Genomic DNA, 24,439 nt, shown 5'->3' on the forward strand with positions numbered 1-24,439 from the left:
TACAGCAATGAATTATAAGGAATTATCATGCAATCACGTTTTACAGATAAAGTAGCATTCATTACCGGCGGCGGTAGTGGTATTGGCGCAGCAACTGCACAGCGTTTAGCGAAAGAAAGCGCTGCACTTGACGGTGCGCAGTTTGATCGCTCAGAAAGCTCGGGACATGCGCTCACCGTCACTTGGCAAGCCAATGATAACTTAACCATTAAGTCTATCTCTGCGTATCGTGAAATAAATTATGAAGACGGCAACGACTATGACGGTTTTGACTTGTTAGGTTTTCATACCATACGTCGGGTTGATCACGAGCAAACCTCACAAGAGCTGCAATTTATTGGGAGTCATAATCAGTTAAATTATGTCGGCGGCTTGTTCTATTTCAATGAAGACTCTGACGCCGATAACCCATATATTTTAGGCTTTGGTACGGTTAATAACTACTATGGTGTAGAGTCTGAATCTGTTGCCGCATATGCTAATCTTGATTATCAATTATCCGATAAGCTAACCGTTGCCGGCGGCATACGCTGGACCTCAGAAGAAAAAAGCTTTTATATTGAGCACCCAGATGACTTTAGTTTTGCTTTCTTCTTTCCATTGCCTTATACCACCGCCAATGACACTTGGACCAACACTTCAGCAATGGCCTCATTAAGCTACGAGTTAGCGGATGATATCAACAGTTATGTTAAAGTTTCACAAGGCTGGAAAGCTGGTGGCTTTAATGGTGAAGCAGCCACCGCTGCCATAGCAGCCACCGCTGCCATAGCAGTAAACCCTTACGATGAAGAAAAAGTATTGGCTTATGAGTGGGGCTTAAAGTCTCGTTGGTTCGACCAACGCCTACAAGCAAACGTGGCGGTGTTTTACAATGATATTACTGATATGCAAATGTCGGAGTTTTTAGGCGCTTATTCTGACATTCAAAACGCGGGTGCGGCCAAAGTTAAAGGGCTCGAGCTTGAGCTAGTTGCTGTGGTTAGCGATGGCTTGACGGTAAACTTCAGCTACAGCATGTTAGACAGTAAATACGATGAGTTTATTACATATGATGTCTACACAGGTGTGGCTAATGATGTTACCGATAGTGCAGAATTTCCTTACAACCCAGACAATAAATGGTCACTTGGCGTCAACTATAGCACTGAGTTGTCGTTTGCTAGTTTAACCGCGTCCGCTGATTACAGTTATGTTGATGATCACTTTGTCTTTCATAATCAACCGGCAGAGGAATATACCCGTGTTGAAAGTTATAATGTCTTAAATGCGCGCGTGTCTCTCACTGAAATTGCCGGTAGTAACTTTAGTGTTTCGCTTTGGGGCAAAAACATTACTGACGAAGAATACCGTATTAATGGTATTCCTATGGGTGATGCCACAGGCGCCTTTATTGGTGGTATAAATTACTATGGCGATCCAGCGACTTATGGCTTAGAAGTTGGTTATCAATTTTAAACGGTTATAAGCGTTAGTAGTAAATATTAAAAAGGCCTAGTTATTGCTAACTAGGCCTTTTTAAATCGCTAAAAGCTTGTGATCTAGTCACTAAAATCCGCGCGGGGCATTGCCATCGGCGGCACAGTAATACCACCATTAACACCATAGATTTCACCGGTAATATAACTGGCAGCGGGGGAGGCTAAAAAAAGTGCACAGGCGGCAATATCTTCTGGTTGACCAAGCCGATTCATCGGCACTTGCGCCACCATTTTTGCTGCTAATTGGTCATTCATCACGCCTTTTAGCGCATCGGTGAGAGTAGAGCCAACACTGATCGCATTTACCCGAACATGAGGAGCAAAGTCTTGTGCTAAATTTGCGGTCATAAAATTCATTGCGGCTTTGCCAACTCCATAACTTAAAAAACCCGATTGCGGGATATGGCCGGCGACAGAGCTAATATTAACGATTGCCCCCTTGTTTGCCGTTTTTACCATGGCTGGTGCACAAAGACGTGACATGGCAAACGCTGTAGTGGTGTTAAGTTTAAAGCACTGCTCTAGCTCTTCTTCACTGGTTAATAAGGTCGGCTTAATGGCGCCAGAGCCGCCAACATTATTCACTAAAATATCAAGGCGACCAAAGTGATTCAGGGTTTTATCTAACAACTGCTGCCTTTGTGTTTGCTCAAGTACATCACAGGCAACTATCAGCGCTTGGCGACCGCGTTGACGTATTTGCGCGGCGGTATCTTCGAGTTGCGCTATTGTTCTCGCCGTAACCACTACATCGGCACCTGCATCCGCCAAAGCAATCGCAGTCGCGGCACCTATACCGCGACCCGAGCCGGTAACTATGGCAACTTGGCCACTTAAATTAAATCGATCTAAAATACTCGCCATGTCCTGTTTCCTCTTTGAATTACTACTGATCGTGAAAAAGGGCCAATAGCCCTTTTTTAACGGTTAATTTAGCCAAAAAAGCCTAGTTACAAGCACACTTCAAACAAGCCGGCAGCGCCCATACCGCCGCCAATACACATGCTAACCACCACATATTTAACACCTCGGCGCTTACCTTCGATTAACGCATGTCCCACCATACGCGCGCCACTCATGCCAAACGGGTGACCAATGGCTATGGCACCGCCATTAACATTGAGCTTATCGTTAGCTATGCCTAAATAGTCACGCGAATAAATCAGCTGACAAGCAAAGGCTTCGTTAATTTCCCACAAACCTATGTCATCAATGCTAAGTTGATGTTGTTTCAATAATTTTGGAATGGCATAAATAGGTCCTATGCCCATCTCATCAGGTTCACAACCAGCCACAGCCATGCCTCTAAAGATACCCATAGGCGCTAGTCCTTTTTGCGCGGCCAGTTTAGCGTCCATCACCAAACAAGCGGCGGCACCATCAGATAACTGACTGGCATTACCTGCGGTTATAAACTTGCCTTCTTTAATAACAGTGCCATCTTTCCAGACTGGCGCTAAGCTTTGTAAACTTTCCAATGTGGTTTCAGGACGGTTACCTTCATCTTTTGTGAGTAAAACCTCTTCATAAGTAACTGCTTTGGTTTCGCGATTAAATACTGACTTGGTAGAGGCCATCGCAACGATTTCATCATCAAATAAACCTTTTTCTTGTGCAGCGGCAATGCGTTGTTGAGACTGCAAGCTGTATTCATCTTGTGCTAAGCGAGAAATGTTATAGCGCGCTGCCACTACTTCAGCGGTTTCAATCATTTGCATATAAGCATGCGCTGATTTTGACAACACAGTTTTTGAAACATTGCGGTAGCTATTTTTATGTTTATTTTGCACCATAGAAATCGACTCAACACCGCCTGCTGCAACAATATCCATGCTGCCGAGCATAATATTTTGTGCGGCAAAGCCTATACTCATTAATCCAGACGAGCATTGTCTATCTAAAGTCATACCCGGCACACTATTCGGTAAACCTGCTGCGGTCGCGGTTAACCGCCCCAAGTTATAACCCTGTGTACCTTGCTGTGCAGCGCAGCCGATAATAACGTCGTCAACTTCTGCCCCGTCAATACCGGCTCTTTTTACAACTTGCTCGACAACATGGCCTGATAGTGCAGGTGCTTCAGTGTCATTAAAGGCACCACGAAAGGCTTTGCCCATAGGGGTTCTGGCGGTAGATACGATAACTGCTTCACGCATGATGATTCCTTACTTATTGGGAGCAACTTATGCTCACACGATTAAATGGTGTCGGTAGTAACAAACGCTAGTGACGACAACTTGCACAGGCAACTTAGTCACTGACCTTATGAAAGCGAAACTGCAAGCTCGATAGATCCTATTAAGGCTTGATATCGATGATTGAACATCGACCATTTGAGGTAGAGTAATACAATTAGTGTAAAATTTTTATCCATACATGGCTGTACAGGGCGCTAGCACTTCAGACCTGAAAAAGTTTAGCGCCTCGGTTATGTTAGGCACGGTTATTACGTCTGTTTAAACGATGTTTTATCTCGCTTTTTGTCTTACGCTTAGCCTGCAGTTTGGCTAAGGCAGCAATGCCAATTTAGCAATCATAACTTGAAAAGGATAAAAAAATGACACAAGTTGCGTTAATTACAGGTGCCAGTCGCGGCATTGGTCGGGCAACCGCGCTCGCCTTTGCAAAAGCCGGCTATCAAGTGGCTATAACGGCCCGCGAGCTAGATAGCAGTGAAAAACATAAAATTTCCGCTAGTAGTTATGCCAGTGGCAGTTTGCGAGCAACCGAACAAATGATCACGGCACAAGGGGGGCAAGCGTTGGCGCTAACAATGGACCTACTGAGCGCTGAGTCAGTTGATAAGGCCATCAAACAGGTATTGGCGCACTTTGGTGCAATTGATGTCGTTATTAATAATGCTGTTTATCAAGGGCCAGATTTAAATGCACCGCTGATGGCGTTAACCCCTGAAACATTAGACAAAATAGCCAGAGCTTACATAGCCGCGCCTGTGCAAATTAGCCAAGCGGTATTGCCAGCCATGTTAGCAAAGCAAAACGGTTGTATCATTAACATTACTTCAGGAGCCGGTGAAAAAGATCCACCCATTACCGCCGAGCAAGGCGGGTGGGGTTACGCCTATGGTGCGGGCAAAGCCGCGGTATCGCGCTTATCGGGTATCATTAGCCGCGAACATGGCCAACAAGGAATCCGTGCATTTACTGTTAATCCCGGCGTGGTCAATACTGAAACCTTACGCGCAACTATTGGCGAGCAGGGTATTAAGGGCTTAGGACAAGCGGTTGCCGAGCCCGAGGTCATTGCTAACGCCTTATTATGGCTTGCCCAAGATAGCGCCGCAGATGCTTTGCAATATCAAACAATTCAGGCGCAAAAATTAGCACGCGATTTGGAAAATAGCGCGGCTAACCAATAAGCTAACCACTGGTTTGCCCACCATCAATTGCCAAAGAAGTGCCCGTGATATAGCGGGCCTCTTCACTGGCCAAATACAAGATCGCTGTAGCAATCTCATTTGCTTGCGCTGGTGCTAACAGCGGCATCATTTTAGCAAGTAAGGCTTGATCAATATCTGCTGGCATGCTGATACTTTTGGTAAGTGGCGTGATCACACTGCCTGGGCAAATGGCATTAACTCGTACTTGTTGTTGCGCGTACTCAATAGCCAGCGATTTAGACAAGTTAATTACCGCCGCTTTACAAGCACTGTAGGCCGAGGTATAGGCTTGGCCAACTAAGCCTGCAGACGACGCCATATTGACAATATTGCCTTGGCTTTTTATCAAGTGTGGCATGGCTAATTGACATAAATAAAATACCCCAGATAAATTTATCGCTAACATGCGCTGCCATTCTTCAACATTAATATCTGTAAAATGCTTGAGCTGGGCAATACCGGCAATATTGCACAATATATCTAGCTGGCCAAAGTGCTTAATACATACTTCAATGGCGTTTTGACAAGCAGAGTAGTCAGCAACATCCGCCACTATTATCGTCACTGTTGCGCCTTTTTTCTCGCAAGTTAGCGCAACCGCCGCTAAGCCTGAATGGTCAATATCACACAGGGCTAAATTTACGCCTGCTGCAGCAAAAGCTATTGCCGTGGCGTACCCAATACCTGAAGCTGCACCAGTAATAAATACCGTTTTATTACAAAACTTACTCATAAAAAAACTCCAAAAATTTAAGGTGAAAAAAAGGCCTTAGTAAATCAATACTAAGGCCCTATATCGAATAATTACTTGATATAAAAAGTGCTAATTATGCGTCTGTTTACGTTAGAAAGTAAAAACAACATCGACACCATAGCTAGCAGGAGCACCGTAAGTTCGCGTTTCAAAAAAGCCTATGTTTGCGCCATGTAATACATACTCTTTGTCGGTAATATTACGACCAAAGGCAGAAATCTTAAGCTCAGATCTGTCACCTACTTTAATTTCAGATAACGTTAATCGCGCATTTAGAAGATTATAAGAATCCGCTACCATGCTTGGGTCAATTAAACTAAATTGAAATTCATCATTGATTGAAAAGTCAGTATGTAGACTTAAGTTACCCCAATCAAACTCAACCATGTTCCAACTCATGGCAATAGCCGCAGAGAAGGTGTTAAGGTCACTGAAAGTATCATCGCTATATTCGGTATCACGGTAGCCATAACTTGCGGTAAACATTAAATCTTCTGTAGCAGCAAATTTAGCATCAAATTCGAAACCAATAGATTTAGACTCGCCAGAATTCAACGAGCGCCTTACGTTACCACCATCAAGTACAGTAACTTGTAAGTTAGTATTGTCGTTATAGAAAATCGCAGTATTAAACATTATCCGATCATCAAAAAACATGGCTTTTGCGCCAATTTCATAAGCGGTGGTATCTTCTGGATCAGCCGGTGTTAGCGTACCTTCGTAGTTTGCTTCGCCACCATTTGCAGGATTTAAGTAAGAAAAACGCTCAACCGCACCTGAGTTATAAGTACCTGCAGCATAACCTTGGGCTACTTTACCGTAAACGGTTAAATCGTTATTTACCACATAGTTAACCACTAACGAGCCAACGGTTTTACTCCAGTCTTTACTAGCAGAAAGATCATTACGCAACATAGCGTCTGGCTCAGCTAAATTAACAATCGACTTGTCATCTTTAGTGTGTCGAATACCTGCTATTACATTTAACGCGTCAGTAACCTGGTAATCAAATTGTGCGAACAAGGCTTGGGCATCATTTTCGACCTGATAAAATACACCCCAGGGTAGCGGATCAGCAAACAATAAGTTTGCGCCTTGGCCGGTAAAAATATTGATACTCCAAGGGTTTATCTCTTGTCCTTCTTCCGTAAAGTAATAGTAACCTGCCACATATTCCAGTTGGCCATCCATCAATTCACCTAAGAATTGAAATTCTTGTGAGTACTGCTTTTGGTCTTTATTATTGTTATAGGTAAATGCCGGAATAGGGCCAAAGTTACCTGTGGGTTGGAAAGTAGCATCTAGCTCGGCACCAAAATATGCACCACCATCAAGGTCAACGCCGTCGTTTAAACGTGAAGAATACTTGCGCTTAGCAGAGATAGACTTAAAGCTGTGGTGATCTGAATAATCCCACTCAAACGATAAATTATGACCTGAAATTTTCACAAACTCGCGACCATGGCTATCTAATTCAAAAGTTTCTTGGCGGCCACCGGTAAATTCGTTAGCAGCGATCATGGCAAACACGTTGCCGCCGTAAAACGTCCCAGTACCCATGTGTAAGGTAGGAACCGTTGGGTCGGTAAAAAAGGCGCCAACATTACTGACTTGTACTGGGATTGAAACAGAACTGCCGTCGGTTTCGTCATAGCTGTATTCAACTGAAAAATCGTCACCTAAATAGCGTAAAGCAATGCGCATGGCATCAGTTTCTTTAGCGCCAAGGTTTTTCTCTTTAGCACCAGCAAAGGTATTTTTCGCCCAACCATCTTCTTCACCTGTCATGTAGGTAAACTTAGCGGTAAAATTATTAAACTCGCCGGTATCAATCGAGGTGATTGAATTGAACAGGCCGTCTGAACCTAAGGTAAAGGTTTGTTTAAAACCAAACTCTTCAGATGGTTTTTTAGTGACCATATTAATGGCACCACCTGTGGTATTTTTCCCCCAAAGTGTGCCTTGAGGACCACGCAATACTTCCATGCGCTCTAAATCGATAATACTAAATATTGCACCTGAGTTACGAGCTAAGTAAACACCGTCGACATAAATACCCACTTTAGGGTCAACACCTAACGATGGTTCATTAGTACCTAAACCACGAATATTTACGCCAACATTATAAGCACTACCAATAGGAACCACCACTTGCGTATTAGGGGCAAGGTTATTGACGTTACTGATATCTTTAATCCCCATATTTTCAATAGAGCTGGCATCAAATGCGGTAATAGCAATAGGCGTCTCTTGTAGTGTACTAATGCGCTTTTGGGCACTCACCGTGATGCGTTTAATACCAGGTTTCGCCTTGGCTTGCTCGACATTTTCAGGGGTTGATTGTTCTTCAGCAGCTACTGCAGAACCAGAAAGAGCACAAGCAACGGCAAATGCTAGTGGCTTTATAACTAGATTTACGCTACTTTTTTGATCATTAATATTCATACTAACGCCTCTATTGTATTTTATGTTGTATTTGGTTTGTTGTTATTGATTTAACGGTAAGGGGGGTTGTAAATTTATTATTATTGAATTCGTTATCGCGCAATAGAACAGCAGAGTGGCAGGTGTGCGTTACACAAAAGGCAAGGTCAAGATGGTTAAGTTTAGCGGCAATATTAGAAATTTTTTGCGCTAAAAGTGCAAACCATTTCCACACTACCAGTTGACCGGTTAAGCTATTAACTGCTGTTTGGCGTCTCATATTTTAATCCTTTATGGGTATGACACTGGCTTTTTGATACGACTAAAAACCTTGCCACATTCGCTTTAAATATCATTGCTACCGTTCAATATTTATCCAATTGCCAACACATGAAATCGTCTATTAGGACTAGTTTGTTTGATATTTCAGTTAAAATGGTGCCTACAGCCCAATCTAGCCTAGCTGTACACAGATAAAAAATTGCCCTTATTTAGTTAGCTACAAGTTTGGTTGCTCTGCGTTGTAGCAAGCTTAATAAATTAACGATTAAGGCTTTGGTCAACCATTATTAAGCGAATCCATGAACCTTGTTATCGCCAAGCCCGTAATAAATGTGAAGCAAAACCAAAGCCGTTAATGTTTTACAAAATCGTGCTATTTCCAGTAACTTCGCCAACAATCATACCTTTAAAAATCAACGCTATGATATCTATAACTATTTATTGTAAAAAAGTTGGTTAAAGATTAGCGCCGCTTAAAATTGCAGGTTAAGCTAATACCATTAGAGAAATAACTTAATTACTGTAGGAAGCTAATGAAAAACAAGCCACTAATTATCAGCATTATTTTACTGTTCAGTATTTTTACAGCGATTGTTTCAGCCGCAGATAAAAATGAGCAGCTTTTGATCATAGGGACTAAAGTAGCGCCGCCATTTGTGATGAAGAATCAAGCGGGTGAATTTCACGGTATTTCAATCGATTTATGGAAGGAAATGGCTAAAGAGCTAGATGTAGCCTATCGTTTTGAAGAAGCGGAACTACCGTTATTAATTAGTGGCCTACAAGATGGCCAATATCATGCCTCGATTGCGGCAATTACCGTTACTGCGAACCGAGAAAAACTTATTGATTTTACTCACCCATATTTTACAACCGGCCTTGCTATTGCCGCCACCAAAAGTGACAGAGGTTGGTTAAATGCCTTATCTGGCGTTTTTTCTTGGCAATTTATTGGCGTGCTTTTTGCGTTATGTATGTTATTGCTAGCGGTGGGTTTTGTATTGTGGTTATTTGAACGTAAAAAAAACCAAGAAATGTTTGGCGGCTCAATCGCCAGTGGTTTAGGCGCAAGCTTTTGGTGGGCAGCGGTTACTATGACCACAGTAGGCTATGGTGATAAAGCGCCAACAACCTTAGGTGGCAGGGTAGTGGGCTTAATTTGGATGTTTATGGCAATCATACTTATCAGTGGTTTTACCGCCGCCATTGCAAGTAGCTTAACGGTAAGCCATCTTGGCACTAGCATCAAAAGCGTTGATGATCTTTATGGCGCCAATGTAGTGACCATAGATAATTCGGCAAGTGAAAAGTTTTTAACGTCTATCAGCGTAAAATATAAAACCGCAGACGACATTACCAGTGCATTGGCACAACTTGAGTCAGGTAAAATTGATGCGGTAGTTTATGATAAGCCTATTTTACGTTATCTCACTAACGCCAGCTCTAGTGATAACTTATACGTTTTACCCGGCGAAATTGGCCAGCAAGATTACGCAATTGGATTACCCAATAACAGCCCATTACGCGAAAAGTTTAACGAGCGGTTATTACAAGTGATAGAAAGCGAGCGTTGGGAAGAGATAAAATCAAAATATTTAGGCGGCTCGCCATTGTAATGGCTAGTGCAGGCTTTTTTGTAAAACTCTCAGCAAATTTGCTAGGCTTTTTGATTACGCGTTACCAAAACTTATTGTTAACATATTGATTATAAAGCAAATATTTATTTAAATTAGTTGTGGGTATAACTCAAGTATAATTGCAAATATTAGATCTTGGCTCAATACTAATGAGGTTTTTAGCCATCAAGTATCGTAAAATACGAGCAACAGTTACAATAAAATGCCCAGCAAAACATTTAAATTTAATTTATCACTGCTGTTATGATAAACGCATGAATATTGCGTAAAATGATCGTTTTTTAATCCAATACGCAAAAGATAATACCTGATTAAATTTTCGATAAGTTTATAAAGGGCCTTGGTAAAATAGCATATATATTGGCAGCGAACTAAATTTTATTAGCGCATATGATGATCGGAAATCGAAATTATTAAAAGAAAACTTAAGCTGTACTAGCTAAGTTACCAACTAAGCAATAACTAGCTTGAGCAATATTTTTAGAACATAACTCAGTTTATAGCTGCTTTAGTGTCGACCAACTTAAACTGCACATTGCCACAGATGCCAACAATCTTATATCAAACTGGTTTGTATAATTGGTTTATAAATTAAACAAGCTAGTACAGAACGTATTATTAACTATCTGTACGATAAAACAAAAATACCAGTCAATGCCGTTTTCTTTCGTATTTTTGAAGATAACGGCAATAATTATTTGAGCCGTGCTTGGATGATTTTGCCTAAAGAAACACAAGCGCGTGTTATTTCAAAACCAGCCAAAGAGCCTAGGAACGGAGAATTTTATGTATCGTTTGGTCATGGTTGCTGGTATTCAAATGCTTTGAACAGCTTAGACCTTGGTAGCAGAATTTGATTTGAAAAATTCGACAATAAAACCATTAATAAATTAACAACCGATAGGTATTATTTAACGTTTTAAAGTTTAGATGATAATAATGCTGAATACTTAGCGCCAGTTAAATGGCATGATACGAAATCCATAAAATCTGCAATTAGTGAGACAGGATTGTTTAGTAATCAAAACTCAGTATGTAAACCAACAACACCTAAGTGGTCTCATACAATTGAGAGATTAAAAACAGAATTTAACTATACGAATAATAAAAAGTAAGGACGTGACGCTACGCAAAATTTACTAGGGAATAGTCACAAAAAGATATTTCATGCACATAGCAGAACATGAATTTACGAATATAAGATCGAGTAGTTAACTTGCAAACGTTAAAATGTCAGTAAGCTAAAACATCAAATACTTAAACTAATTCAATAAGATGGATATCAAGCGAAGACTGGAACTGATCAAGTGCTTAATTTAAATTAACAAAAGATAAGGTAAGTGCTCTCTCAATAAATACACCCTGCTATGTCCGATACTCTTCAGTATTGGACATAGTGTAATAGGTGTATTAAACTCGGTTCGTAGCTGTAATCCATGACAATATAAAAATTTATTAGGTATTCATAATAATGCAATTAACAAAACCTGTGCCTTTATATCCGCCGTATTTAGATTTGTGTGATTTTGATTTTGAGGATTACCCTGAGTTAGATAAATTATTTTCCGCTAATGAGCCTTGGTGGCTTGAGCAATTTAATTGGGGAAAAGTTTTTCTTACCTATATCGGCAGAAATAAATCTCAACACACTTATGAGCGTTTTAGAAATGACGTTGAGCGTTTTTTGCTATGGTCCTTTATTGAAAAGAAAAAACCTATCGACCAATTGCGAAAATCGGATTTGCTCGAATATGCAGACTTTTGTTGGCAGCCGCCAGTAACTTGGATTGGCACATCTAATCAAGAACGCTTTAAAGTCACCCATGGTTACTCATCAGCCAACGAACATTGGTTTCCATTTAAAATGCAAGCGCCAAAAAGCCAAAAATCTTTGCAGGTAATTGATAAGAAAAAATATCGGCCATCACAACAAACACTGTCATCTATGTTTACCGCGCTAATCGTTTTTTATAATTATTTAATGGCGGAAGATTTTTGTATTGGTAATCCAGCACAAATTGCCAAAAAAGATTGTCGACATTTCATCATTGACTCACAAGTAAAAGAAATTAAGCGCTTAACCGCTAGCCAATGGCAATATGTGTTAGATACCGCGGTTGAAATGGCCGATGAAAACCCTATTTTTGAACGTAATTTGTTTGTCATTGCCGCGCTAAAAACGCTATTTTTAAGAATTTCTGAACTCTCTGAACGGGAAAATTGGTTGCCTACTATGGGACATTTTTGGCAAGACGACGATGAAAACTGGTGGCTTAAGGTTTTTGGTAAAAGCCGTAAATTACGTGATATTACTGTGCCCATTGACTTTTTACCATTTTTGCAACGCTATCGCACTTCTCGAGGCTTAACGGCTTTACCTACAAGTAACGAGAATGCCGTATTAGTTGAAAAAGTACGTGGCCAAGGCGGCATGACCTCGCGCCATTTACGGCGTTTAGTGCAAAATGTTTTTGATCAAGCCTATGAAAATATGCGTGTTTATGAAGGACCGAACAAAGCGTTAAAACTTAAAGAAGCAACGGCGCATTGGTTAAGGCATACCGGTGCCAGTATGGAAATCGAGCGTGGCCGCCCTCTTAAAGATATTTCAGAAGATTTAGGCCATGCTAGTATGGCCACTACTGACACGGTTTATGTGCAAAGTGAAAACAAAAAGCGCGCTGAAAGTGGCAAGCGCAGAAAAGTTGATTAAGCTTGTTAACAAAATTAGCCTAGATTGTGAGTAGCAAACATCTGCTCTTGCTACTCACATTTTACTAGAGTTTGTTGGTTACCTTTATTAAGGCACTAATACAATGGGTATATCGACACGGTGCGCTAATTTATTCGCGACACTGCCGAGCAATATATCAACGATACTGGAGCGCCCTTGCCGGCCAACAAAAAGCATATCAACGGATAGCTTGTTGATTTCTTGCATGATCACAAGCACCGGATCACCCCAAAGCAACTCGGTACTGATATCTAAGTTTAGGTTTGCGTACTTTTCTGCTAACGGAGTTAAGAGTTGCGCTATGGTATTTTTCTCTTCAGTCGCTTGATCTAAAATCGGTGGCGCGACGCCGCGAATAACCATAGGCTGTAAATACGACCAATCTTTTACTGTTAATATTTTTACGTTAGCTTGTGATTTTACCGCCATATCCATCGCATGTTCAACGGCTCTCAGGCTGCATTCACTTCCATCTATTGCAACTAGATATAAAGGTTTACTCATCGTTTAGCCCCCTGTTTAGTCACTAAATATGTTTAAGTACTAACAGCATATCAGTTATAAACTCTTTAGCCAGCCATCGACTTGATTGACATCATATAAAGCGATGTAATTGCTTATGCAGAGTTTATTGTTTACATAATAAAGACAAGTTACCAAGAGCAAACTTGAATACCATAGCACTTACTAAGCAATATAACGTTTTTAAAACTAGCAATTTTTTTCTGAACTGGCTAACGTAACGCTACCTATCTTTTAGAATATTGAAGTAATATTATGAACGATGATAATAGTTATACTCCGCCGAAAGTTTGGCGCTGGCAAAATAAAAATGGTGGCGAATGGGCCAATATTAATCGCCCCATTTCAGGTGCTACACATCAAAAAGCACGTTTAATCGGCAAACACCCAATTCAGCTCTATTCTATGGCGACACCTAATGGCGTTAAGGTCACCATAATGTTAGAAGAACTACTAACATTAGGATTTGACGGCGCAGAATATGATGCCTTTCTCGTCGATATCAGCCAAGGCGAGCAGTTTGCTAGCGGCTTTGTAGACGTTAATCCCAACTCGAAAATACCCGCTATGGTAGATCAAAGTGGTGAAACTGACGTACGACTTTTTGAATCTGGCGCTATCTTGCTTTACTTAGCAGAAAAATTTAATTGCCTTATTCCAAATGAAAAACGCGCAGAATGCCTGTCTTGGTTATTTTGGCAAGTTGGCAGCGCGCCTTATCTTGGGGGCGGGTTTGGCCATTTTTATCGTTATGCACCAGAAAAAATCGCCTATTGCATTGATAGGTTTACCATGGAAGTCAAGCGACAATTAGATGTGCTCGATAAACACCTAGCAAACAACCTTTACCTCTGTGGTGACAGCTATAGTATTGCTGATATAGCTATATGGCCCTGGTATGGCGCTTTAGTGCTGAACCAGTTATACGATGCAGGACAGTTTTTAGACACCGACAGTTATAAGAATGTTGTGCGTTGGGCGTCATTGCTCGAAAAACGCCCTGCCGTTAATCGTGGTGTTATGGTGAATAAAAATTGGGGCGAGCTATCGGGTCAATTACCTGAGCGTCATAATGCCAGCGACTTTCCACCATCAGCTTAATCATGGCGCTAATTTATTGAAGCGTCAATTGAGTTAAAGCCATGCCAAATTATTGCAATTCAGTGTACTTGCTCGGCGTTTGAAATTAGATGCCGAGCGATTGACACCAATTGCTGGCTTTAACAAATTCTTGGTGAATAACGTCTGCATCTAATTGATAGTAATCGATTAACTGCTGAATATTTTCACCATCAGCAATAATATAATTCGTGGTTAGTTGTAATAATTCGCCCAACAAACCGGTGTGACTTACTAAGGCTTCTTTTATTGGTTTTGCTAATGGCATGGTTTTTAATATGTCATCCATGGGCATACTCAAAATAACTTCAATACCACTGAGTAAACCTGTAATAAAGGCAAATTCACTGATCTCAACAAACGCACTTTCTTTGGCTAAACTCGACATTAATTTTGCCGTAATTAGCGATTGTTTTGAAATTTCATTCGTTTTATCTGAGCTTAATTTTGATAGTGCTAATATGGTAACAAATTGCTTTAGCTTATCTTCACCCAAATAGGCCGCCGCTTGCTTTAATGAGGTAATTTCCACCCGCGTACCGGTTGCAACATTATTCACTAATTTAAGTAGGCCTACCGTTAAATTGACATCGTGACCAATAATTTCTGCAATATGGGCAAAGTCTAACGGCTTATTAAATGTTTCACTGATCAAATGCAGCATTTGAGACTTGATGGGCGCTAAGGTTTGTCCTGCGATAATTTCTGGCTCATGGTAAAAAAAGCCTTGATAATAATTAAAGCCAACTTCAGCAAGTGATTGCAGTTGAAAGTTTGTTTCAACCTTCTCAGCAATCAACTTAATATTTAATGATTTTATGCGATCAAGTAATGGTCTTATGCGTTTAGCATTAATAACCTCGATATTAATTTTTATCATGGCAATGTAGGGGAATAATACATCCCATTTTTTATCGAGATCGTATTCCGTTAAGGCGACTTTATAGCCTTTGTCATGATAAAACTTAACAATTTTTAACAAGTGCTGGGTCGGCGTTTTATGCCCAACTAACTCGATAACTATGGTTGATTTATCAAACATTAACGGATATTTTTCAACTAAGCATTTTTCGGTGAAATTGATAAAAGCCAGTTTGCCTAAACTAACGGCTTGTATATCACCTTGAAAATGGTTTTGTATAATAAGTTTTGAACTAGCGATGTCTTGATCAATTTCAGGAAATTTATTTTCAGGACTGTCTCTAAACAATAGCTCGTAACCTACTGTTTGATTATTTCTGTCAAGTATCGCCTGACGTGCAAGATAACAATTTTGCATAAATACCTGATTAAAAACTTAAGGATACTAGAACATAACGCATTATATCAATGAAGAAAAGCAATGTTAGTAAATTTACAGCGAAAAGCGATCACGTTACCCTGCTTCCTGCAAGATTTGTTTTGTACTTTCTTTTTTTTGCTTTTATATCGCATTAGCGCAATGTAATGGCAAAATCTGCAACTTCTAATTGCATGACAGTGCCATATTGTAAATTCGCAATAAATGGCGCTAATAATTCTAATTGATTTTTTGGCTGAAAATGTGCGGTTTTAGTACTCGGCATTGGCTGATAAATAAGTCCAGGAACACTTTGTTCCCCAACGACAACATGACAGTGACAAAACTTAAAATCCTCAGCTGGCATCTGCTGATGCCATTTTACTTGCTTAAAGTAATAGTGATAGGTATTTAATTGCACATAATCACAGTTAAACTTGGCATTAAGCGTGGCAAAGTGAAATGGACTTAAATCTAAACCTAATGACTTAAAGTAAGGCTGTTGTGCCGCGATAGTGCCCTTTGGAAAACGTTTATCATTCGCCAAGCCTGATGCTACGCGATGCCCTTGTACTAGGGTAAAATCTACTACCATCGTATTTAATTTGTCTTCACAATTTGTTCAGCAATTTTATAATTGCCGTCTATATTGTCTAGGTCTTTTAAACCTAGTGCCCGGGTGAGAATAGGCAAGACTTGAATATTTTCAAAAGCATTAATCACTTGATTTGGCGCAAACGCTGGACCAACAGCAATAAAAATGGCATTAAGCGCTGCAGATAATCTCGGGTCATAACCATGGGTTGCTGGGTCAACAGCCCCCTGACCTTTGCTAAATATATAAGATGGCAAGGCATCAATAATCGCATCAGGTACTGCGGCATGCTCTTGATTTAAATGCCAATGCTCCGGGTAGTTTGGAAAGGTATAAACGTTATAACGTTTATTTTGTCCTTGGAATTGCCCTTGCTTGAACTGCTCAAGGCTCTGCTGTAATTGCGCTTTATCTTCGCTATACAAGTATAGCTGAGTAGAGCCATTAACCACGGTTACCCCTTGGGGTATCTGGTCTCGCCAATTAATCACATGTTCTAGGTTAATTTTAGTCATGCCATGATCGGAAACAATAACAAGATTAACTTGATTGGCAAACTCTTGATGAAGTAGCTGAATAAAATCAGCAAGTAATTGATCAAACTCCTTGATAGCATTACGCAGCTGTATTGAATCTTCGCCGTAGCTATGACCTGCGTCGTCAATTGAGGCAAAATAAGCACTGATAAAATTTGGTCGTGTGTCCTCAGGTAAGCGTAACCAGTTGATAATCTGCTGTAATCTAACTTGGTTCTCTGTAAAGTGTTGATAAGGGTAATAATAGCTAGGCATTTTATTATTGACTGGCGTTTCTGATTCCGGCCAAAAGTATACAGCTGAAATATTACCTTGTGCTTCATTTATATGCCAAAGTGGCTCAGCGGTAAGCCAATGTGGCTCATCTTTACCTGCCCCGACTTGATAAACTTTCCCTAAATCACGATGATAAAATTCATTATGTAAGATGCCATGATTAATCGGGTAACGACCCGTGATGATACTGACATGATTAGGAAAGGTTTTGCTCGGGTAAACTGGCAATAAAGCTTTTGCGCTGGTGCCCTGCTTTATTAGCGACAAGATCGTTTTCGGTTGATAGCGTTCAATGTAGTGTTGAGCAAAACCATCAATAGATAAAAGAATTAATGGTGTTTTTGCCCAAGTCGCGATGGGCAAGATGCCGCAAATCAAGATTATCGTTTTTATTTTCATGACCACAATTTAGCACTAATAGCATGATAAATTAAATATCTTTTAGTCAGACAAATGATTTAGTCGTCAATATTTCTATGATCTTTGATAAAGCGGTTTGCGTAAATGACCAACGCCACTTTAATATGAGCGACGTTGGCAATGAAATGTTATTTGATTAACTGAATAAACTTAATATATTGGTTAAATCTTTTTTACCATGAGCAATTTCATCCGCTGACAACCCTGATAACTCATGTGGAAAGACTAACCACTCGCTAGACTCGTGAACGTAATAGTCTGGCACTATGTCAACTTTTGAGTTTTGTGGTTTGTACCAAGGGCAAGCAATTCTGACATCTTTCGGCATATTATTTCGGGTGAGTTTCTTTAATTGCTTGATCAATGCATCAATACTGCGACCAGAATCAAAAACATCATCAACAATCAGCAAGCTGTCTTCAGCATTCGCATTTTCGATTATATAATGTAAACCGTGTACTTTGATTTCTTTACTTTGTTTATTAATGCCATAGTAGGATGAAGTTCTAACCGCGATATGATCTGTTTCTACTTTTTTGAAATCAAAAAATTCTTGTACCGCAATACCAATTGGTGCGCCGCCACGCCAAATGCCAACAATAAACTGTGGTCTAAAGCCGTCTTCATAAACCTTTGCCGCCACGCGAAACGAATCTTCTAGTAACTCTTGCGCTGTTATAAATCGCTTTTCCATTGATGAGTTTACCTCATTAAATTAAATGTTATGTAATTGTGCTGCATTATAACGTGATTTTTATCTTTCTGAGTAGCGCTGGGCATTAAAATATAGATTTTCATCAATAAAACGTATTTGCTTTAAAATGACATGGCTGGCTAAGGTAAAAAATTCATGGTTGATATTTTCGTAGCTGTCACTGGGTTGGTGATAGTGATGGTGTAGTCCTACACCATAGTAAATAAATGGAATGCCTTGTTGATAAAATGCGCCATGATCGCTTGCCATTTGCCAAGATGTTACTTGGCTTAGCCTGCGCCCTTTGGATTTAAAACCTTTGACTATTTTAATAGGAGACGTTGTTTGCTGTAAGCGGCTAATGGTTTCATCGCTTAATACTTGCTTGAGCTTACGACTTACATAATGTAGCCGTTTAGTCGCTTTAGTGCCCGCTATCATATCTAGGTTAATGTTGAGTACTATTTTATTAACTAAATGCGTGTTGTCTTTTATAAAAAATTTTGCGCCATTTAAATTAACTTCTTCAGCATCAGTAAAAAGTAAGATAACACTATGTTTTAGTGGCTCGCGTTGTAACCACTTGGCAAACTCAAGTAATGCAGCGGTGCCAGATGCGTTATCATCCGCACCAGAATAAATCTTGCTCCCTCGGGCGCCAATATGATCAAAATGCGCTGAAAGTACGATATATTTATCATCAAATTCACGGCCGCGAATAAGCCCTATCACATTGCTGGCTTGGGTAGTATTAAAAGCGCGTTTAATGGAGAATGGCGCTAAATAACTCCCAGCAAACGGTGCAACATTTGCCGTTACAAGTTGTTGAACAATATAGTTTTGCGCTTTTTTATTACCTGTTGTGCCCACTTGCCGACCACGCAAATTGGCTGACGAAAGATAATGCAAGTGCTGCAGTAATGCGTTATACGGTGTTGGCGCAGACGGCACAGTATCAAGCGGTTTGATACTGCAAGAAGAAGACAAGGTAATGATCACCCATAACCAATACTTTGCCATGTCACGATTAACAAAACGAATAGCGTTAGATCTTTTTCAACAGATTTAATTTCGCAAGATATTGCCGCTCTTGCTGTGCGTATCGATTCTTTGCTAATGCTTTTTTTAAATAAACCTCGGCTTTAGTGTGATCGGCTAACATATAGTACACTTTTGCTAGCCCAAAATAGAATTCATGAATATTCTGGTTGAGTTTAATGGCTTTTCTAAAATGGCGAATTGCCTGTTGATAGTCGCCGTGATGATACTTTTCATCGGCAAGTAACGCGTAATAATAGGGGTTATCAGCACGTTGTCTCATAATGTAGGCATCGAGTTGCTTCGCGGCCTCAAAATCACCGCTTTTATGCAGCAATAAACTTAAGTTCTCCATTGCTGTTAAATTATTAGGATTAATATTGATTGCATAGCGATAACTCTTCATTGCTTCTGCAAGATAACCCCGACTACGATACAGGATGCCTAAATTTCCCCATGCTGAAGAAAATGTCGGTGCAACTTGCGTGGCTGCTTTAAAGTAGGCATAGGCAGTGGTTGCGTCACCATTAATTAACGCATTAGCGCCTTTGTTATTGTAAAACATCGCAAGCACTGTATTTTTACTTATTCGCTGTTTAGGAAAGGATCGTTTTACCACAAAAGGGTCAAAATCAATTTCTATGCTCGCAGGTTCGAAAAATAATAAGGTTTGTGCAGTTTTGGGCTCGATGACTTTTAAGTTGATATGGCCTGTTAACATATTGACGTCACCATTGCGCACCCAATACTCCGGAACATCGACACGTTGAAAAGCTACATCTAAGTCCGCTTCTTTAGCAATGGCATACGCTAATATGGTTAACGAAAGACAGTTAGCTTCTCTATTTCTAAATGCTTGCGCAGCGACAACATTCGCCCCCGCCTTGTAGGCTAAATTGATATTGTTGGGATCAAAAAAATTCGCTAATAACTTTTTAGCTTTTTTACGCGCATCGCGCTCTATGGTAATACTGCGCGCCATTTCTTTCATTTCTGCTGTCAAAGCGAATATCTCTGCTTCACTTTCGATTGTCACATGTTGATAGCCTTGAAAGCTTTTATCCAGATAGATACCTTGCTGACTAACGTTTGCAGCTTGTGTTTTAGTCAAGTTATTACTCTGACAGGACATAACCAACGCAAGCAGCATTAGCATCGATAATTGACCAGTAAAACTTTTCATATGCACTCCAAGACAACCGAACACGCCTATATTAAGCATAGAAAACATTTGCTCATTCACCGCTACCAATCACGAGCTGTTAATAAAAAATTACAATTTAATCATTAGCTTTGATTTTGCTACAAATTAAAACACTATTTTATGCTTGCACTTGTTATGCTGCGACAAAATTTACACTAAGGGGTTGCGCTCGTAAGATGCAAAGTGCAAGCTGCCATGCTCTGCTGATCGTCATATAGATATTTTTTAGGTTTTAAGTTTATGAAAAAAACGCTCGCTGGATTTGTAACCGGAAGTGCCATTGCCGTTAGTGCTATTATTGCAGCGACTAGCCATCAATTATATCAACACAAAACCACCACCATCGATGCGCATTTAAGAGAAATATCAGGTATAGAATTTGACAAGCACAATAAACTTTGGGCGATAAATGACGGTGGCGACCAGCCCACGTTATACCAAATTAATAATCAAGGCGCGATTGAGCGAGCAATCACAGTAAGTAATGCCAAAAACATTGACTGGGAAGATATGACTCAAGACGATTTTGGTCATTTTTTTTTGGGCGATTTTGGGAATAATGAAAACTTGCGCAAATGGTTAACCATCTACAAAATAGAAAACCCCATTGATATCAAAGGTGAAACTACAGAAGCAGAAATCATTAAGTTTCGCTACCCTGAACATACTAGCTTTCCACCACAAGCACATGAAATGGAGTTTGATGTTGAAGCATTTGTCTTTTATAAAAAACATTTATATTTGTTCACGAAAAATCGTTCGGTACCTTTTAACGGCATCACCACGTTATATAAAATTGGCGATCATGCGGCTAATTATGACGCTGAAAAGATTAGTAAATTTAAAACCTGCACGCTTGCGGTAAAACTTTGCTGGATAACGTCTGCCGCATTAAGCCCAAGCAAGAAAAAACTAGCGCTACTTGATTCACAACGTATATGGTTATTTGAAAACTGGCACGGTGATGATTTCTTTTCTGGCGATAAATACCGTATCGACCTTGGCATAGTAACGCAAAAAGAAGCCATTACCTTTCGTGATGAAAACACCATTATCTTCACCGACGAGGAGTTTCATGGCATAGGTAGAAACGCTTATAAAATTAACCTAAATGAAATCAAAAAACACAAGTTATAATCACGAATCATCATTTCATTCATAGCGCAGTGCGTTGAGCGCAAAAACTTAAGCTAGGCTAAAAGTTGCGTGACGGTTAATGATAAACGCGTGCCAATTTGCTAGGATCAGCATGACAGTTAACCATCAATCGTATTGTTTTAACACTAAACCTTGATAAGCTTATCTTATTGTCAATGCATTACTTTTTGTCAATGCTTGGCAAGCGTAATTAACGTTCGCATAGGAGACTGCCATGACTGCTGATTTAAAGGGTTTTACACCGGGTATAGTAACGCACTATCAACAATGGACTGAGCACGAGTTTTCAATTCAAGTCAAAGCTAATATTGCCCCCTACCAAGCAGGTCAATTTACTAAACTTGCACTCAAAGACCAAGCGGGCAAATGGCTGCGACGCGCTTATTCATTTGTTAACTCTCCTAATCATGACTTAGGCCCTGATGTGATGGAATTTCTGATTATCGATGTACCCAATGGGGGTCTAAGCCCAAGGCTGGCAAAACTGCAACTCGGCGATGAAATATATGTTGGAGAAACAGCCAGTGGTTTTATGACCTTAAATGAAATACCTGAACGGGTTTCTGATCTTTGGTTGCTGTCAACGGGCACAGCGATAGGTCCTTTTCTATCAATTTTAGCTGAGCCAGAATGTCAGCAGCGTTTTAGCAAACTTGTTTTGGTACATGCAGTTCGAACACGCCAAGAGCTAGTCTATCAAGAGCTTATAGCCAAATTACAGCACGAATACCGTGGTAACCTTATCTATCTGCCCATTGTATCACGCGAACAGCACCCAGATATTATTTCAGATCGAATTCCAAACTTACTGAGTGACGGCCGCTTAATGCAAGCTGTTAATTTAAACGCCAGCAAAACCAGTAGCTTTTTCTATTTGTGTGGCAATCCTGACATGGTGCGTGACACCCGAGCTGTGCTGAGCAAATTAGGCTTTGAAAAACACTTAAGACGATCACCTGGTCATTTTAGCTCTGAAAATTACTGGTAAAACATTATCGCAAATAGGCGTATTTTATGCTCTTACGGGTCTCACACTTTAGCGCCCCGTGTATTAAGTTGCTGTTATTAATTAATACCCACAACGCATTTTTCATACTTTAGCTTGGCTTAAATACCCGCCACCAAGATACAAAATAACATCAAACCCATGCGAAATTTTTTATTTGTGGCGCATTAGCGCCATGCATTGACCAGGCGATATAGCAACTTATTTTTACGCTAACGTATCGGTATTTAGTAAGCTTGTATTATCGTCAAACATAAAAGCTAACGTTAAAGTTGCAGCCTTCGCCAATTAACCCACATTAACTTTTCATGAAAACTTCTCCCCTGATAACTCTACTTAACGGCGATTTAACTTTTTGACCTATCAAGCCTTGCTACAGCTGCGCTATCACTTTAGTGAAAATATAATTCGCGCTACTACTACTTACCTGAGTAAGTGAATATTCACTCCAATAAAGCTTAGGGTTACTAGAGTTACCCAAAGGAAATTAGAAAGAGTTATCAGAGTTACCTTAAATAAAACCATCATAACTCCTAGAGTTATTTTGATATTTACTTCTAGGGTTGCCGGAGTTATAGTGGCTACAAGTTTTTAAATGAGGTTATTTATGAAATATCCAGTACAAGTACTGCCAGTTCATGAAGAAAATAGCTACTTGCTATCCGTGGTTGATTTACCTGGTTGCCAGGTAAAAGCACCCAGTATCGATGAAGGATTTTTGTTGTTAAATGACGCCATGAGTGCGCATTTAAAAATTTTGGTTGAATATGGTGAACCCATACCTAAAGCGAAAACCATTGATGAGCATATGAAGTTGTCCACGACAATAGCGCCTATTTGGGCTTTACTTGATTTTGATATTGTTCCCTATTTAGGTAAAAGCCATAAAATCAATGTCACCTTACCCGAGTTGTTAATTAAGCAAATTGATGATCGGGTAACTAAATCGTCACATTACAAAACCCGCTCTGGCTTTATCGCCGCTGCATGTGTTAACGAGTTAGCACGTTAGTAGAAGAGTTAACCTGTTAACGGCAGCAATTGCGCATTATTGTCAATTAGCCACCATAGACACATCAACTTATGAAGCTAGATCTGGTAAAGTTACTGACATAAACGAAACAAAAGAGGTGAAAAAATTGACCATAGAAAATGCAAACCTACTGTTACTGAGTAGCTCTCGCGTTGGCGAAACAGCATACTTGCAGCACGCGTTAGCCATGATAGAAGCAAAGCTTAAAGGCATAAAAGAATTGCTTTTTATACCTTATGCCGGTGTAACCTTAAATAATGACCAATATACCGCTATGGTACAAAGCGCGCTTACTGAGTTAGGAATTAAGGTGCATGGTATTCATAAATACGACAACCAAGTTAATGCAATTGAACAAGCCCAAGCTATTGCGGTTGGCGGTGGCAATACATTTCATTTGTTGCACCAGTTATATCAATATAACTTAATAGAGCCGATACAAGCTAAGGTGGCACAAGGTATGCCTTATATTGGCTGGAGCGCCGGCTCTAATATTGCGGGGCTTTCAATCCGCACCACAAACGACATGCCGATCATAGCGCCGCCTAGTTTCGATGCGTTACAGCTGGTTAATTTTCAATTAAATCCACATTACACAGATTATCAGCCACCGGGCCATAATGGTGAAACCCGTGCACAACGTTTGGCTGAGTTTATGGTGCTAAACCCCACTACCCCTATTGTTGCCATTGTTGAAGGCACAGGCTTAGATATTCAAGAAAATCGTCTGAAATTAGTCGCGAGCAGCGCTGATCAGGCTTATGGCTACTTATTTAAAGCCGGGGATAAATTAAAATTCACCACCAATGAAAAGTTAGATCACTTATTATAAAATACTAACCTTTAT

The 24,439-nt window shown here is 40.1% G+C and carries 20 protein-coding genes; 9 read left to right on the forward strand and 11 right to left on the reverse strand.

The window, feature by feature from the left end; all coding sequences use genetic code 11:
• The first annotated feature begins 27 nt into the window (after positions 1–27).
• Positions 28–1,458: a TonB-dependent receptor gene (locus B6K83_RS10060; protein WP_085284793.1), complete on the forward strand. Its 1,431-nt coding sequence runs from the start codon at positions 28–30 to the stop codon at positions 1,456–1,458.
• Positions 1,459–1,541: 83 nt separating this feature from the next.
• Here B6K83_RS10060 and B6K83_RS10065 read toward each other — a convergent pair whose 3' ends face one another.
• Positions 1,542–2,345: an SDR family oxidoreductase gene (locus B6K83_RS10065; protein ID WP_085284794.1), complete on the reverse strand. Its 804-nt coding sequence runs from the start codon at positions 2,343–2,345 to the stop codon at positions 1,542–1,544.
• A gap of 86 nt (positions 2,346–2,431) precedes the next feature.
• The gene (locus B6K83_RS10070) at positions 2,432–3,637 is read right to left on the reverse strand and encodes an acetyl-CoA C-acyltransferase (RefSeq protein ID WP_085284795.1); all 1,206 of its coding nucleotides are present in this window, start codon (positions 3,635–3,637) and stop codon (positions 2,432–2,434) included.
• Positions 3,638–4,038: 401 nt separating this feature from the next.
• Here B6K83_RS10070 and B6K83_RS10075 point away from each other — a divergent pair, with 401 nt between their 5' ends.
• Positions 4,039–4,860 carry an SDR family NAD(P)-dependent oxidoreductase gene (locus B6K83_RS10075; protein ID WP_085284796.1) on the forward strand — a complete coding sequence of 274 codons (822 nt, stop codon included), beginning with the start codon at positions 4,039–4,041 and terminating at the stop codon, positions 4,858–4,860.
• Position 4,861: 1 nt separating this feature from the next.
• Here B6K83_RS10075 and B6K83_RS10080 read toward each other — a convergent pair whose 3' ends face one another.
• Entirely contained in the window at positions 4,862–5,614 is a 753-nt protein-coding gene (locus B6K83_RS10080) for an SDR family NAD(P)-dependent oxidoreductase (protein ID WP_085284797.1), read from the reverse strand.
• Between the two features lie 111 nt (positions 5,615–5,725).
• On the reverse strand, positions 5,726–8,080 hold the full coding sequence (locus B6K83_RS10085) for a TonB-dependent receptor (RefSeq protein WP_085284798.1): 2,355 nt from the start codon (positions 8,078–8,080) through the stop codon (positions 5,726–5,728).
• Positions 8,081–8,874: 794 nt separating this feature from the next.
• On the opposite strand from B6K83_RS10085, the gene B6K83_RS10095 reads away from it, so the two are divergent.
• Together B6K83_RS10095 and B6K83_RS10100 are read left to right on the forward strand one after the other, a co-directional pair.
• Positions 8,875–9,957: a transporter substrate-binding domain-containing protein gene (locus tag B6K83_RS10095; protein WP_085284800.1), complete on the forward strand. Its 1,083-nt coding sequence runs from the start codon at positions 8,875–8,877 to the stop codon at positions 9,955–9,957.
• Between the two features lie 1,492 nt (positions 9,958–11,449).
• The gene (locus B6K83_RS10100; RefSeq protein WP_085284801.1) at positions 11,450–12,691 is read left to right on the forward strand and encodes a tyrosine-type recombinase/integrase; all 1,242 of its coding nucleotides are present in this window, start codon (positions 11,450–11,452) and stop codon (positions 12,689–12,691) included.
• Positions 12,692–12,778: 87 nt separating this feature from the next.
• On the opposite strand, the gene B6K83_RS10105 is transcribed toward B6K83_RS10100, so the two are convergent.
• On the reverse strand, positions 12,779–13,216 hold the full coding sequence (locus B6K83_RS10105; RefSeq protein WP_085284802.1) for a universal stress protein: 438 nt from the start codon (positions 13,214–13,216) through the stop codon (positions 12,779–12,781).
• Positions 13,217–13,489: 273 nt separating this feature from the next.
• Between B6K83_RS10105 and yghU the strand changes: the two genes are divergently transcribed.
• Positions 13,490–14,335 carry a glutathione-dependent disulfide-bond oxidoreductase gene (yghU, locus tag B6K83_RS10110; protein WP_085284803.1) on the forward strand — a complete coding sequence of 282 codons (846 nt, stop codon included), beginning with the start codon at positions 13,490–13,492 and terminating at the stop codon, positions 14,333–14,335.
• Positions 14,336–14,420: 85 nt separating this feature from the next.
• On the opposite strand, the gene B6K83_RS10115 is transcribed toward yghU, so the two are convergent.
• From B6K83_RS10115 to B6K83_RS10140, 6 genes are all read right to left on the reverse strand, one after another.
• Positions 14,421–15,632: an EAL and HDOD domain-containing protein gene (locus B6K83_RS10115; protein ID WP_085284804.1), complete on the reverse strand. Its 1,212-nt coding sequence runs from the start codon at positions 15,630–15,632 to the stop codon at positions 14,421–14,423.
• Between the two features lie 154 nt (positions 15,633–15,786).
• Positions 15,787–16,227, reverse strand: a complete 441-nt coding sequence (locus B6K83_RS10120; protein ID WP_085284805.1) for a hypothetical protein — start codon at positions 16,225–16,227, stop codon at positions 15,787–15,789.
• Between the two features lie 5 nt (positions 16,228–16,232).
• Positions 16,233–17,438, reverse strand: a complete 1,206-nt coding sequence (locus B6K83_RS10125; protein ID WP_085284806.1) for an alkaline phosphatase family protein — start codon at positions 17,436–17,438, stop codon at positions 16,233–16,235.
• Positions 17,439–17,595: 157 nt separating this feature from the next.
• A complete protein-coding gene (locus B6K83_RS10130; protein WP_085284807.1) occupies positions 17,596–18,153 on the reverse strand; it encodes a phosphoribosyltransferase in 558 nt (185 codons plus the stop codon).
• 60 nt (positions 18,154–18,213) lie between these two features.
• Positions 18,214–19,173, reverse strand: a complete 960-nt coding sequence (locus tag B6K83_RS10135) for a M20/M25/M40 family metallo-hydrolase (protein ID WP_085284808.1) — start codon at positions 19,171–19,173, stop codon at positions 18,214–18,216.
• 25 nt (positions 19,174–19,198) lie between these two features.
• Positions 19,199–20,374, reverse strand: a complete 1,176-nt coding sequence (locus tag B6K83_RS10140; protein ID WP_158088338.1) for a tetratricopeptide repeat protein — start codon at positions 20,372–20,374, stop codon at positions 19,199–19,201.
• A gap of 261 nt (positions 20,375–20,635) precedes the next feature.
• Between B6K83_RS10140 and B6K83_RS10145 the strand changes: the two genes are divergently transcribed.
• From B6K83_RS10145 to pepE, 4 genes are all read left to right on the forward strand, one after another.
• Positions 20,636–21,532: a hypothetical protein gene (locus B6K83_RS10145; RefSeq protein ID WP_085284810.1), complete on the forward strand. Its 897-nt coding sequence runs from the start codon at positions 20,636–20,638 to the stop codon at positions 21,530–21,532.
• A 235-nt stretch (positions 21,533–21,767) separates the two neighbouring features.
• Positions 21,768–22,541, forward strand: coding sequence for a ferredoxin--NADP reductase (locus B6K83_RS10150; RefSeq protein ID WP_085284811.1), 774 nt, complete (start codon positions 21,768–21,770; stop codon positions 22,539–22,541).
• Positions 22,542–23,166: 625 nt separating this feature from the next.
• Positions 23,167–23,571, forward strand: coding sequence for a type II toxin-antitoxin system HicB family antitoxin (locus tag B6K83_RS10155; protein ID WP_085284812.1), 405 nt, complete (start codon positions 23,167–23,169; stop codon positions 23,569–23,571).
• Positions 23,572–23,698: 127 nt separating this feature from the next.
• Positions 23,699–24,424 (forward strand): dipeptidase PepE, encoded by a 726-nt coding sequence (gene pepE / locus B6K83_RS10160; protein ID WP_092251315.1) that lies wholly within the window; start codon positions 23,699–23,701, stop codon positions 24,422–24,424.
• Positions 24,425–24,439: the final 15 nt, after the last annotated feature.

It is taken from the genome of Colwellia chukchiensis (genome assembly GCF_002104455.1).
In the GTDB taxonomy this organism is placed as follows: domain Bacteria; phylum Pseudomonadota; class Gammaproteobacteria; order Enterobacterales; family Alteromonadaceae; genus Cognaticolwellia; species Cognaticolwellia chukchiensis.